The 12,895-nt window shown below is 51.0% G+C and carries 10 protein-coding genes; 4 read left to right on the top strand and 6 right to left on the bottom strand.

Going from position 1 to position 12,895, the window contains the following annotated elements; genetic code table 11:
* Positions 1–130: 130 nt before the first annotated feature.
* On the top strand, positions 131–1,783 hold the full coding sequence (locus LG288_RS03740; RefSeq protein ID WP_404402170.1) for a M28 family metallopeptidase: 1,653 nt from the start codon (positions 131–133) through the stop codon (positions 1,781–1,783).
* A 44-nt stretch (positions 1,784–1,827) separates the two neighbouring features.
* On the opposite strand, the gene LG288_RS03735 is transcribed toward LG288_RS03740, so the two are convergent.
* Both LG288_RS03735 and cysS read right to left on the bottom strand, forming a co-directional pair.
* On the bottom strand, positions 1,828–3,372 hold the full coding sequence (locus LG288_RS03735; protein WP_404402168.1) for a M17 family metallopeptidase: 1,545 nt from the start codon (positions 3,370–3,372) through the stop codon (positions 1,828–1,830).
* Between the two features lie 33 nt (positions 3,373–3,405).
* Complete coding sequence (gene cysS / locus LG288_RS03730) at positions 3,406–4,785, bottom strand: cysteine--tRNA ligase (protein WP_404402166.1); 1,380 nt, start codon at positions 4,783–4,785, stop codon at positions 3,406–3,408.
* A 121-nt stretch (positions 4,786–4,906) separates the two neighbouring features.
* Here cysS and LG288_RS03725 point away from each other — a divergent pair, with 121 nt between their 5' ends.
* Together LG288_RS03725 and LG288_RS03720 are read left to right on the top strand one after the other, a co-directional pair.
* On the top strand, positions 4,907–5,404 hold the full coding sequence (locus LG288_RS03725) for a peptidylprolyl isomerase (protein WP_404402164.1): 498 nt from the start codon (positions 4,907–4,909) through the stop codon (positions 5,402–5,404).
* Positions 5,405–5,419: 15 nt separating this feature from the next.
* Positions 5,420–6,148 carry a UDP-2,3-diacylglucosamine diphosphatase gene (locus LG288_RS03720; protein WP_404402162.1) on the top strand — a complete coding sequence of 243 codons (729 nt, stop codon included), beginning with the start codon at positions 5,420–5,422 and terminating at the stop codon, positions 6,146–6,148.
* Positions 6,149–6,174: 26 nt separating this feature from the next.
* Here LG288_RS03720 and LG288_RS03715 read toward each other — a convergent pair whose 3' ends face one another.
* Positions 6,175–6,774, bottom strand: a complete 600-nt coding sequence (locus LG288_RS03715; protein ID WP_404402160.1) for a Yip1 family protein — start codon at positions 6,772–6,774, stop codon at positions 6,175–6,177.
* Positions 6,775–7,035: 261 nt separating this feature from the next.
* Between LG288_RS03715 and LG288_RS03710 the strand changes: the two genes are divergently transcribed.
* Entirely contained in the window at positions 7,036–7,824 is a 789-nt protein-coding gene (locus tag LG288_RS03710; RefSeq protein ID WP_404402158.1) for a tRNA-(ms[2]io[6]A)-hydroxylase, read from the top strand.
* Between the two features lie 49 nt (positions 7,825–7,873).
* On the opposite strand, the gene LG288_RS03705 is transcribed toward LG288_RS03710, so the two are convergent.
* From LG288_RS03705 to LG288_RS03695, 3 genes are all read right to left on the bottom strand, one after another.
* On the bottom strand, positions 7,874–9,157 hold the full coding sequence (locus LG288_RS03705; protein WP_404402156.1) for a dicarboxylate/amino acid:cation symporter: 1,284 nt from the start codon (positions 9,155–9,157) through the stop codon (positions 7,874–7,876).
* A gap of 75 nt (positions 9,158–9,232) precedes the next feature.
* Positions 9,233–10,228, bottom strand: a complete 996-nt coding sequence (sohB, locus tag LG288_RS03700) for a protease SohB (protein WP_404402154.1) — start codon at positions 10,226–10,228, stop codon at positions 9,233–9,235.
* A 74-nt stretch (positions 10,229–10,302) separates the two neighbouring features.
* The gene (locus LG288_RS03695; RefSeq protein WP_404402152.1) at positions 10,303–12,714 is read right to left on the bottom strand and encodes a VolA/Pla-1 family phospholipase; all 2,412 of its coding nucleotides are present in this window, start codon (positions 12,712–12,714) and stop codon (positions 10,303–10,305) included.
* Between the last annotated feature and the right edge of the window lie 181 nt (positions 12,715–12,895).

Here is a 12,895-nt window from a genome sequence, read left to right as displayed (position 1 = left end):
TAACATTACACCGGCCTTTTTTGTTTTGCAACCGCAGATTCACCTGGCACCGCTAGTTATCCTGTTTTGAGTCGGGTAAACTGATTCTGTAGTCTTTTAAATCGATAACAATAAAATTGGTGAAACAACAATGAAGAAGTTAACGCGTTTGCTATTACCCGCTGCTATTGTCGCAGGCCTGACTGCCTGCGGTACGGCGGAAAGCCCACTGTCCGAATCGACGGTCAGCGCCGAACAGGGAAATATCCGGGCCCACATGGAGTTTTTAGCCAGTGATGACCTGCGTGGTCGCCAGACCGGCAGCCCTGGCCATGAAATTGCCGCAAAATATATCGTCAGTGAATTTAAACAGCTGGGCCTGCAGCCCGGCGGTGAAGACGGCACTTATTTTCAGCGCGTACCTTTTCGTACCAGTACGCTGGTGCCTAACAGCGCCGTCATGCAGTACACCCATGACGGTGAAACCGTGGAATTTGAATTCGGTAAAGAATTCATCACCAGCCCCAGCCATTATAGCCAGCTAAGCGAAGTCACCGCACCACTGGTTTTTGTCGGCTATGGTATGGAAGCTCCGCAATTCGGCCTGGATGATTATCAGGGCCTGGATGTTGAAGGTAAAATTGTCGTCATGCTAACCGGACGGCCGGCAAACCTGCCCAGCGAGGAAGGCGCTCATCTGGCCAACATTAAAAACGATATTGCCCGCGAAAAAGGTGCGGTGGGCGTCATCACTCTGCATACCCCGGTTCGCGAAGAAGTCCGCAAATTTGAAACCAGTGTTTATTATACTAAAACACCGCGCATGACCTGGGTTGGCCCTAATGGCTTACCAAAAGGCGAAGCGGAACAGCTGATGGGCAGTGCTTATCTGGATGACGAACCGGCCAGCCGACTGTTTGCTAATGCACCGGCTTCACTGGAAAGTATTTTCGAACAAATTCAGCAAGACGCTGATTTTTCACCGACGGGTTTTCCCCTTGAAGGTGCGGTTAAGCTGGTAAAAGAGTCTGAGCACGAACAAACCACCAGCCCTAATGTAGCGGCCATTCTGCCCGGTAGCGACGAAAAACTTAAGGATGAGTACGTTGTGTACACAGCTCACTCGGATCATATCGGCGAAGTTAAAGACATGAGCAGCGACGACATTATTAATAACGGGGCCATGGATAACGCTTCCGGTGTTTCCATTATGCTGGAAACAGCGCGTATGTTTGTCGACTCAGGTATCGATAACAAACGTTCAATTATGTTCTTATCCATCACCGCAGAGGAAAAAGGCCTGTTAGGTGCCGATTACTTTGCCAATAACCCCACGGTTCCGCTGAACAGTATCGTTGCCAACGTCAACCTGGATATGCCGGTATTACTGTATGATTTTGCCGATGTTATTGCCTTTGGCGCCTCGCATTCAACCCTTGGCGATACAGTAACCAAGGCGGCGCAAAAATACGATACCGAACAAAGTCCTGACCCAATGCCTGAGCAGGCCATCTTTACCCGCTCGGATCATTATACATTGGTTAAAAAAGGCATCCCGGCAGTGTTTCTGATGACCGGCTTTACCTCGCGCACCGAAGGTGAAGACGGTGGTGAAGTATGGGGTGAGTTTTTTGCTGAGCACTATCACCGCCCCAGCGATGATCTGAAACAGCACGATATTAACTACGAAGCCGGCGCCCGCTTTACTAACATTAACTTTGAAATTGGTAAAGAAATTGCGAATGCTGACCAGCGTCCGCAATGGCTGGAAGACTCGTATTTCGGCCAGCAGTTTCAGGAATAAAACAATAATCAGCGGCCGGGCAAGGCGCCCGGCCGCTGTGCCGGCTATTTAGCTAAATAATAGCCGGACAATAAGGTAACAGGGGCTGCACTCGGTTTACCGTGCTGCCAGTCCCCGCCTTCAACGCCGCTACCGGCAATATCCACGTGTACGTAACTCAGCGGCTTATCACTGTCGATGCCGTGCTGGTCAAGTCCTGAAACACCCACCAGAAACGCCATCGGGAACTGATGCCCGCGGGCTGTGGTAGCCGAGGGGCCGTTATTTGAAGACAACAGATCGTCACTGAGCGTCCGCCCTTTAACAAACTCAAAGTCCTCGCGTCGTGACCAGGAAATTTCTGCCGGGTCGCCAAACACTTCGCCACACTCAAACAAACCCTGAGCCAACTGATTGCGGCGGGCAACACCGTTGGGTACTAACGCAGTGTAAGGTCCTTTCGCCAGCGCCGCATGACCGGTAAGGGTAGCAACTGTATACAGTTCACAGGGTAACTCACTTGCTGCCGCCTGCTCTCGCAGATGGGACAGTAAGTCAGCCATTGCCAGCCGCCCTTCTGCGTCCGTATTACCAATCCGCACACGCTTGCCGCTGTGGCCGGTAATGATCTCATCAGCAACAAAAGCTTCTGCTCCGATGCTGTTGCGCACCGCAGCAATTTCAGCCACCACGTTCAGGTCGTCAGGCTGCCATTCAGCCACGGTTTTAACAAACCCGGCAACTGCCGCAGCACCGCCTTTATCACGGCTCATCCCGGCCATATGGCCACCCACTTTAAGATCAGCACCGCCAGTGTCATAAACAATGCCTTTGCCGGCCAGCATCAGCGTACGTTGGGGCCGGCTGGCTTTGTATTCCAGCCGGATCACGCACGGCCGATGACGCTCAACTTCTAACGAAGCACGACCTACTGCTGCCGCTAATGGATACTCATGTTGCAGCTGCTGGTAGTCGTCGATAACCGTCACCTTAACCGCTGTCTGCGCGAACGCCTGCCGGCAGTATTCAGCAAAGCGCAACGGCGCCATACGCTCGGGCTCGGTGCCGGCCAGGTCGCGGGCTACTCGTTTACCGGCCTCGATAGCCATCGCCCAGTCGGCGTCCAGAGCGGATACCATAGACACGGATCGGGTCGGCTCAATGTCATCTTCGCCCCGGGCTTCGCGGGCTTCCAACGGCTGGTAAAGGGCCTGGCAAAAGCCCAGGTAGGCTGCCAGATGCGCCTGCTGGTAGCGCTGATCTTCAACATTCACGCCGTTAAGTAGTAACAGCGGGTGGCGTGCGCCGGCGTCCTGGGCCATTTTTGCCGCCGCCCGGGCCGCATCAAAAATTTGCCGGACATCATCGTAATCACGATTTAAGGGGCCGGTTGGTGACAGCACCAGCCGTTTTTCCGGTACCTCAGGCTGAACCAGCAGCAGCGGCTGCTGGCCAATACGTTGATCACTTTGCTGCGCTGCGCGCACCCGTTCACTTAATTCCGTATCGTCAATGGTTTCCAGGTTACCGATAATAATAAGCGCGTCATTCTGCTGTTGTTCTCTTGCCTGTGTCAGTGATTCAACACAGTGTAATTGTGCAAATGCCATATAATCTCTCCCACTGAGTAGTCGCTTTGCTGATCAGCTACGTCGCCACTGTGTGCCTTGCGGCCCATCTTCCAGCACAATGCCCATAGCACTGAGTTTATCCCGTGCTGCATCGGCCGCGGCCCAGTCTTTATCGGCACGGGCGTCATTACGCTGCTTGATCAGCTGTTCAATTAGCGCAACATCGTCATTGTCGCCCTGTAAAAAGTCTTCTGGTTGTTGTTGTAACAGACCCAGTACCGCCGCCAGCTCCAGTAATACGTCAGCCAGCTGCGCAGCCCGATCAGGCTGTTGTTGGCGCAGCCGGTTCATTTCGCGGGCAATATCAAACAGCACGCTGATGGCCTCCGGAGCATTAAAATCATCATCCATCGCCTGCTGAAATTTTTCCCAGTAAGGCTGTCTTAGTGACTCATCGGCGGTTTCAGGCTGCAGACCTCTTAATGCCGTGTAAAGGCGTTCTAAAGCAGCATGAGCCTGTTGCAGATTATCCTGAGTGTAATTTAATTGTGAACGATAATGGCTGGACAACAAAAAGTAGCGCACGGTTTCGGCATCAAAATTAGCCAGCACATCGCGTATGGTAAAAAAGTTACCCAGCGATTTCGACATTTTGATGTCATCAACCTGCACCATACCGCTGTGCAGCCAGTAGTTCACATAGCTAGCATGGTTAGCACAACAGCTTTGCGCGATTTCATTTTCATGATGGGGAAAGGTCAGGTCTGATCCACCGCCGTGAATATCAAAGGTGCTACCCAAATGTTCTTTATTCATCGCCGAGCATTCAATATGCCAGCCCGGCCGGCCCGGGCCCCAGGGAGAATCCCAGCTCGGCTCACCGGTTTTAGCCTGTTTCCACAACACAAAGTCAAGCGGGTCCTGCTTAGCCTGATCAACATCAACCCGGGCACCGGACTGCAACTGCTCCAGGTCCTGTCCGCTTAAGCAGCCATAATCCGCATAAGTCGAGACATCAAACAACACATCGCCGTTGCTGGCCTGATAGGCATTGCCGTTGGTAATCAGCTGCTCGATCATAGCGATGATCTGGTCCATATGCTCAGTCACACGAGGCTCAATGTCGGGGCGAAGTAAGTTCAGCGCATCAAAGTCCTGCTGCATTTCGGCAATAAAGCGCTCGGTAACAGCACTGAATGGTTCATTGTTTTCAGCCGCCCGGCGGATTATTTTGTCGTCTAAATCGGTGATATTGCGCACATAATTAACCTGGTAACCCTGCTTGCGCAGATAGCGCACAACAATATCAAAAGCCACATAAGTCCGTGCATGGCCAATGTGACAAAAGTCATAAGTGGTAACACCACACACATAGATACACACTTTACCGGGTTGAAGCGGCTTAAACGCCTGTTTCTCTCGCGTCAGGGTATTGAACAGTGTCAGTGCCATAAGCTTGTCAGTCCTTTTCAGAGGTCGTTTTCAGGTAACGGATTAAACCACTAATGATACCACTGAACGCGGCGCTCTGGTACACTAGTCACTGGTTTAGTCACAGCTAAAGGATACCAAGATGCAGGTTGTTTTACATACAAATTACGGTGATATCACGCTGGCTATGCACGAGCAAACAGCCCCTAAAACCGTCGCTAACTTTTTACAATACGCACGGGACGGCTTTTACGATAATACCCTGTTCCATCGGGTTATCGATGGCTTTATGGTGCAAGGCGGCGGATTTGAGCCAGGCATGAAACAAAAAGAAACTGGCGCAACTATTGAAAACGAAGCCAAAACCGCTCAGCCCAACAAGGTAGGTACCGTCGCGATGGCGCGGACGCCGGATCCGCATTCAGCGTCGTCACAGTTTTTCATTAACGTCAATGACAACAGTTTTCTGAATTTTCAAAACGAAACGGCCAACGGTTACGGTTATTGTGTTTTTGCTGAAGTCACTGACGGCATGGACGTGGTCAATAAAATTAAAGCCGTTAAAACCGGAAGCGCCGGTATGCACCAGGACGTGCCGGTCGAAGACGTTGTTATCGAAAACGTGACCGTCAGCGAATAAAAGCGGCTATCGCTGATGACGACTGGCTTTATTGCTGACTTGCACTTAACCCCGGCGCGGCCCGATATCACCGCCGCGTTTCGGCAATTCTGCCAGTCTCATCAGCAGTTAACAGCGCTGTACATTCTGGGTGATTTGTTTGATGCCTGGCTGGGGGATGACGACTCCAGCCTCTTTGCCGAAAACATTAAAGAGATACTGGCCGGCTTATCGGCAAACGGCGTAAAACTTTATTTTATGCCCGGTAACCGCGATTTTCTGCTGGGCGACGTTTTTGCCCGTGCAACCGGCATGCAACGCTTAGCAGACGAAACTGTTATCACCCTTAACGGTATCCGCACCTTGCTGATGCACGGTGATACCTTATGCACCGCAGATACAGGCTACCAGCGTTATCGTTCGTTTATTCAGCACCCTTTCAGTCGTTATGCACTTAAACGCTTACCTTTTAACTGGCGTATGGCCATTGCCCGCAAACTGCGCACAGGGTCACAGTCGCAGCGCCCCCATCTAAGTCACGAACGCCTGCGGCAAATGGATGTTCAGCACCAGGCCGTACTCGAAGTTATGCAAAAGCATCAGGTGCAGCAGTTGATCCACGGGCATACTCATCGGGCAGCGATCCATGAGTTTAAAGTGAATGGTGCTAAAGCTAAGCGGGTTGTTCTGGGGGACTGGTATGATGCGCAGCGCCTGATCGGCACTGCGCAAAGCGGTTACTACAGCGGAATATACATTACTTAAGAAATACAGTACTAAAAATAAAATGCTCAGGACATAAATTGTGGTCCGAAGCCGTTAGTCCATAATATCGCTGTGGCAGCCATTAAAATAACCATCAGCACCAGCCCGGCAGTCACCACAGAGCTGGCGTATAAAAACCCGCGCTCCTCAGGAATATGCATAACAACGGGAATGCCTGCGTACAATAGGTATACCGAATAAGCCACACCGGCTAAAAACACCAAAGCGACAAACCAGAGTTCGGGATAAAAAGCGGCAACACCGGACATAATTACGGGTGTCGCAGCATAAGCCGACAGTTCCAGTGACTGAGTAAAGCTGGGCTGAGCCCCGAAGGTTTTGGCCATCCAGTAAACCAGATAAGCCAGCGCAAAAGTACCCAGCAAAATACCGACGTACATGGCCACGCCGAGTACCAATCCACTACTTTGGGTCAGAAAAATCGATTCGCGGGTGCCTACTGACCAGCCGGCATGCGCCGATGCGTAATAAGCCGCAATACAAGGTAGAATAGCAACAAACAAAATGTGTGTTACCGAATTAATTATGCTCTCACGTTTCTCATCAATGGTTTTCCACTCTGCCATCGGGTGAGCGTAGAGACCCCAAATATGATTTAGTATCATAACGTTTACCTCGCTCCATGCGGCACTGCCGCCTTGTTGTTCAGTCTTTATTGTTTTTGTGACTGCAGGCTGATTAAAAAATCGCCATACACTTACTACTATTGAGGACATTGTTACAGCTGTCAAGTCATTTTACTTAACAATTATAACACCTTATTAACATTACGGCTCGGCGCAGAGAAAGTTCAGCAAGCGTTCAAATCATCTGCCGCTTGCAGTACACTAGCCACCTTTTACGGCAACCTCGTTATTTATCCGACTATGAAGCAGCCCACAACCGATATTTCCAGCCAGCAGGCAGAACAGCTACTGCAGCCCATTAATCAGTTTTTGCAGTGCCGGACACCGGCAAGCTGGATTGAGCAGGCAAAGCAGCCACAAAGTCTGCCCATTTTGTTAAAGGATCATATGGTCTGCGAGCTGAAGGCAGCACAAAGTGCGATGTTACTGATCCGCCGCTATGCAGTTGACGAAGACAGCGGCAATGCGTTACTGCAGTGGCTGAAGCCCTACGAGGATTTTACCTACCGGCTGAAGGGTAACTGGCGTGACCTTGCCGATCACAATAAGTTGAATAAGCGGATGGTGCCAAAGTCGACTAAGCCTTACAGTCAGGAGCTGATTGACAAAATGGTGCTGCTGATAAAAGAAGAATTACACCATTTTTATCAGGTACTGGAAATTGCCGCAGAACTGGGCGTAAGCTATGACAGAATAACCTCCAGCCGCTATGCCCGGGGCTTGTTCACCCATGTCCGCACTTATGAACCGGCAGCTTTAGTGGACAAGTTGATCTGTGGTGCCTACATAGAGGCGCGGTCATGTGAGCGATTTGCCGCCATCGCTCCCCACCTCGCCCCCAATCTGGGTCAGTTTTATTTCTCGCTACTTCGCTCTGAAGCGCGCCATTATCAGGATTATCTGAGCCTGGCGCAGCAGATCAGCGACACCGACATTAACCCCAGAGTGCAGTTTTTTGCAGAGGCAGAAAGAGCCTTGATTGAATCACCGGACAGTGACTTTAAATTCCACTCGGGAGCGCCGGTGTAAACGGCCGGCTATCCTGTCGGATAACCGGCCACTGAGGAGAATAACCGGGTTACAGTTCTTCCAGCTTTTTACCGGCTTCGCGGTCGTAATACACTTCGGTATCAAAATCCCCTTCAGATTTTGCTACCACACAACTGACCATCGCATCACCGGTTACATTAACCGCGGTACGGGTCATATCCAGTAGCCGATCCACACCGATAATCAGTCCGATACCTTCGACCGGCAAGCCAACTTGTTGTAACACCATGGCCAGCATGATAAGGCCTACACCAGGTACACCGGCCGTACCCACCGACGCCAGGGTCGCCGTCAGTATAACCATCAGATAATCAGCAATGGATAAGTCCAGACCGTACACCTGGGCAATAAAGACGGTTGCGACCCCCTGCATAATCGAGGTCCCGTCCATATTGATGGTTGCACCTAAAGGTACGGTAAACGAGCCCACACTGTTGTTAACGCCCAGGCGCTTAGTCACAGTTTCCAAAGTAATCGGCATGGTCGCGTTACTGGATGCAGTACTAAAACCGAAGAGTTGCGCATCGCGCATTTTGCGCAAAAAGATACCCGGCTTAACCCGCGCCAGACTACTCAGTAAGAACGGATGCACAATCAGACCGTGAATTAACAGCACAATCAATACCAGGAAAAAGTATTTGGCCAGACTGCCAATCATTCCCAGGCCGGTTTCGGTGAACAGCTTTGCCATCAACGCAAAAACACCATAAGGCGCCAGGTTCATTAAAATCACCACCAGCTTCATGATCACTTCGTTAAAATCATCAAAAAAGCCTTTCAGGCGATCGCCGGCTTTACCCACCAGCGCCATGGCAATACCGAATAACAGTGCGAACACAATTATTTGCAGCATATTACCTTCGGCCATTGCATTAATCGGATTATCAGGGAACAAGTCGATGATCACCTGCGACAGCGATGGCGCGTCAGAGGGCTCAAACACCGTATTCGAGTCACGCTCAACACCGGCTCCCGGCTGAATTAAAACAGCCGAGAAAATGGCAATGCTAATGGCAATAGCCGTGGTAATTAAGTACATTCCCACCGCTTTACCGCCTAAGCGCCCCAGTTTACTGGGATCACTTAACGAACAGGTACCCACCACCAGGGAAACAAACACCAGCGGTACTACCAGCATTTTTAACGAGGTAATGAATATCTGTCCAACAATGTTAAACAGGCCATTGGTCAGGTAGCTATCTACCCAGGCACTGTCGCCCGCCAGATAACGCAGTGCCATGCCGACAACAATACCGCTGACCATACCAATAACGATACGGGCGGTCAGACTGAGTTTCTTTTTATCACTCATACGAGTCCTTTTTATACTTCTCACACTGTGAACAATCGGCTTAGACTAGCAAAAACCCCTGTTCCAGGCTACTGCTCATACGTCAGAGCGGGCCAGTGATGCTTTTAGTGTATTAACTACGGTAGCGGTACCCTTCGCCAGCCGCTCACTTAACGGTTTTTTGACCTGATACTGCAGTTTTAGTATTTCGCGTTCCGGCAGTTGTTTAAATAACCAGGCATCACTGGTGATTACCTCATCCACCAGACCCAGTTCACGGGCCTGCTGACCTGACCAGACTTCGCCGGTTGCGACCTTATCAATATCCATTTCAGCACGATTGTCCTGCACAAACTGTTTAAACTGACTGTGTATGGCTTCTAAGTCCTGCTTAAACTTACGCCGGCCCTCATCGGTATTTTCGCCAAAAATGGTCAGCGTGCGTTTGAACTCACCGGCAGTAATTTGCTCAAAATCGATATCATGATTTTTTAGCCAGCGGTGCACATTCGGTAACTGAGCAACAACACCGATCGAGCCGATAAAAGCAAAAGGTGCGGCATAAATTTTGTGACCCACACAGGCCATCATATAACCGCCACTGGCAGCCACTTTATCAACGGCAATATGCAGGGTCAGACCGCCCTCACGCAGACGTTGCAGCTGCGATGCGGCCAGTCCGTAACCGTTAACCACGCCGCCACCGCTTTCCAGCCGCACCAGCACATCATCTTCATCAGAAGCCAGCCCTAAAACAGCGTTGACCTCACGGCGCAGATTATCCACTTCTTTGGCATCCAGTGAGCCCTTAAAGTCGATAACAAACAAACGTTTTTTTGATTGCTGCTGCATCTTGCGCTCTTTTTTGAGCATCTTTTCGGCTTTTTTGCGCTGCTTTTTATCCATTAACTCCATCCGCAGCGCATCCTGCATTTCCTGCATCTCTTTGGATAAATGGGTAACCTGTAACTCGCCTTTATCCTTTTTCTGTTTTTGCGCAGCCTGGGCTATCACACCACTAATCAAAACAAAGGCGACAACCACAATGGCTGCCTTAATTAAAAAAGCACCAATGTCGGCAATAAATTCCATATCAACTCCTTAATGGAAAAAAAAGGTCAGCCGCAGCTGACCTTTCATGAACTCAATCGTTAACGCTGAGTAAGTTACTCAACAACCTCTTCGTTCGTTATCGGCAATAGTAGCATATCGGAACCAAACCAGGAGAAGATCTGAGTCTGCATCTCGGCTGTCGCTGCCGCTGAGGCATCCGTAGAAACCAATGACGCGTGGTCGCCGGCACTAAAGCGCACCGCTCCAGAAACCGGTGAGCCGTCGTCTGACTTCACCGTAGCTGACACTGACGGTAAACCCAGTAAACGAATTAACGGCTCTGTACCAGCCAGTGGTTTGCCGGCAACGCTGTTGGGGATAGTGGCATCACCCAGCGCCTCGATAAGATGCAACGGGGTTTGTGTTGCCGTTAACGGCGCCGAATAGTTAACCGGGTCCGCAGAATCCATTACCGCTTGGGCAGCAAAGGCAAATTGCTCAAAAGTGGCATTGATTTGCGCTTTTTGCTCAGCAGACGCGTTGGCCATAAACTCGGTATACACTTGCGCTAATAACTCACTAAAGCCAGCGCTGCCCGGGTTAATACCGGCGGCTTCCGCCTGCGCATTGACAGCAGCAGCAAAGTCGGCACTGGCCGAGTACAACAACTGACTTTTAACCGGCACTTCGAATGACCCGGAAGCCAGCAAGAAGTTGGCAATGCTGCCGCCTGGCATACCCAGCGACGACGCCTGCACTGCAAACATCGGATCTAATGATGCCAGTTGCGGGTTTTCAAGGGGTGTATTGGCCATAGCGGTAAAGCCAACCCCGGCGATTGCACCCAGAGAGTGACCGACAAAATGAACCTGCTGAGAGTTTAACTGCGCACCATCGGCTGCCTTAAAGTTATTCAGGCTAAAGCGCAGAGCAACCAAATCAGCCACTGACTGGCGGACATTGTCCCGAGCGCCCAGCAAGTTAGCAAGATTCATGTAGCTGGTCACGCCGGCCGCACTGGAGGCATTAATTTCGTCAGTACCATCACCGTTGATATCAAAGCCACGATCACCGTGCAGCGGATGGTCTATTGCCACGGTGGCAAAACCCGCCGCCGCCAGCGAACCGGCAATACCTGCAGCGTTGGTTTTATTACCGGTAATACCGTGCTGGAAAATAACTACTGGCCAGCCACCTTGTGGCTCGCTCATTGCCGGCATACCGCGCATCTCACGAATGCCGTTTACCACATCAATGTCCGGAATCGTGATAAAGGCGGGAACTGACTGGGTACCCTGAATTGCCGGGATCGGGTTGTATTTAGTTAAGTGACGCTCGGGGTCAACGCCCGGGAAATCAAAGCAATTATTGGGTGGCAGTAATTGACTGGGATCCTCCAGTGCACCGGCCGGGATACCGGCTGCGGCCGGGTCGATAACACCCGCTTCAATGGCGCCCAAAATTGATGCCGGGCTGTCACAGGCCGCCATCCAGCGACCGTTGACCGGTGCTGTAGGGTTTTCTGCCGAAGGCAACGGCGAATAATACGGCAGGTTAACCTGTCCGCCATAAACGTTTGCTGCCGCCGCCAGCGCCAGGGTCTGCTGGTCTGTGATACCAGCTTGCTGCAGAACAGCGTCAAGTGCATAGCCTTGCGGAGCAGCCTGCATTACCGGCGCTTCCGGCGACCACGGGGTTTCAACCCCGGCCGCTGTCAATGCCAGCATTTGCTTGGTAGCGCCCAGCACATCACCAACAGACTGGGTGGTAAAGTTTGAGGTATAGATAACCTGTTCAGGATCCACACCAAACTGAGCCAGCGCAGCTTCGTAGCTGTTAATTAAGCGCTGCAGGCTCAGAGCTGACTGATCCGATGAAACCGGATCAGTATCTGCCGGACGTTTCATCAGCGAGTACGTTTGCGATGGCTTAACATCACGCCCCAGCGAATCCTGAATATTTGAGGTCAGTGCAACAATGTAACCAGTGGCCGATTTTAGTGGCCGCAATGGCACAATTGCCACGGTGTCCTCGTCAACGGCTGAGACGGCGAAGTCCTGCCCATGCACTAACTCACCAGTAACAGCACATGCTGCTGCAGGACTTGCCTGAGCACATTCGGCACTGATGTCGTTGCCACCCTGCAGGGTTTCAAATACGCGAATAGCGCCCGCCGCTTCCAGGCTGGCTGCGTTAACCTGCACCTGGTCGCCATTTTCATCGACCGGTAAAGAAAAGTTAAAGGTCATGGTTGGGTGAGTACCCCAACCATCCAGGCCATTCAGTGCCACTTGCGGATCACTGATATCATCAGCATCAGCCACTGGCAGATTTAAGGTTCCATCGACGGTGCCACTGAGTAAAACATTGGTTGGCACCGGCAAAACACCATTTGACGGGTCAAACTGTACGCGTGTTGCCGCCACGCTAACTTCTGTTTCCGTTAGCGGAGCTTCTTCTCCGCTACCACAGCCGACCAGACTTAGTGCTGATCCAATCGCCAATGGGAGTAATAATTTTTTCATGTGGATTCCCCAGTCCTTTTTACATTTTTATTATTGAGCCTTTCGCCTTACAATTTTTATACACCTGTATGAATGAAGATAAAAGGCTTTTTCCGGAATTTCTATTCGTTTGCTGAGAAGTTATCCGAATATCAGTACAATAGCTTACACCAAGGTTAACAGTCCAATGGAAAACGACAAT

Source organism: Idiomarina seosinensis (genome assembly GCF_044797955.1).
Classification (GTDB): domain Bacteria; phylum Pseudomonadota; class Gammaproteobacteria; order Enterobacterales; family Alteromonadaceae; genus Idiomarina; species Idiomarina seosinensis_A.
This window is presented reverse-complemented; position numbering and strand designations above follow the sequence as displayed.

Coding starts and splice junctions, on each gene's coding strand:
- LG288_RS03740 (WP_404402170.1), top strand. CDS start 131: ATGAAGAAGTTAACGCGTTTGCTATTACCCGCTGCTATTGTCGCAGGC.
- LG288_RS03735 (WP_404402168.1), bottom strand. CDS start 3,372: ATGGCATTTGCACAATTACACTGTGTTGAATCACTGACACAGGCAAGA.
- cysS (WP_404402166.1), bottom strand. CDS start 4,785: ATGGCACTGACACTGTTCAATACCCTGACGCGAGAGAAACAGGCGTTT.
- LG288_RS03725 (WP_404402164.1), top strand. CDS start 4,907: ATGCAGGTTGTTTTACATACAAATTACGGTGATATCACGCTGGCTATG.
- LG288_RS03720 (WP_404402162.1), top strand. CDS start 5,420: ATGACGACTGGCTTTATTGCTGACTTGCACTTAACCCCGGCGCGGCCC.
- LG288_RS03715 (WP_404402160.1), bottom strand. CDS start 6,774: ATGATACTAAATCATATTTGGGGTCTCTACGCTCACCCGATGGCAGAG.
- LG288_RS03710 (WP_404402158.1), top strand. CDS start 7,036: ATGAAGCAGCCCACAACCGATATTTCCAGCCAGCAGGCAGAACAGCTA.
- LG288_RS03705 (WP_404402156.1), bottom strand. CDS start 9,157: ATGAGTGATAAAAAGAAACTCAGTCTGACCGCCCGTATCGTTATTGGT.
- sohB (WP_404402154.1), bottom strand. CDS start 10,228: ATGGAATTTATTGCCGACATTGGTGCTTTTTTAATTAAGGCAGCCATT.
- LG288_RS03695 (WP_404402152.1), bottom strand. CDS start 12,714: ATGAAAAAATTATTACTCCCATTGGCGATTGGATCAGCACTAAGTCTG.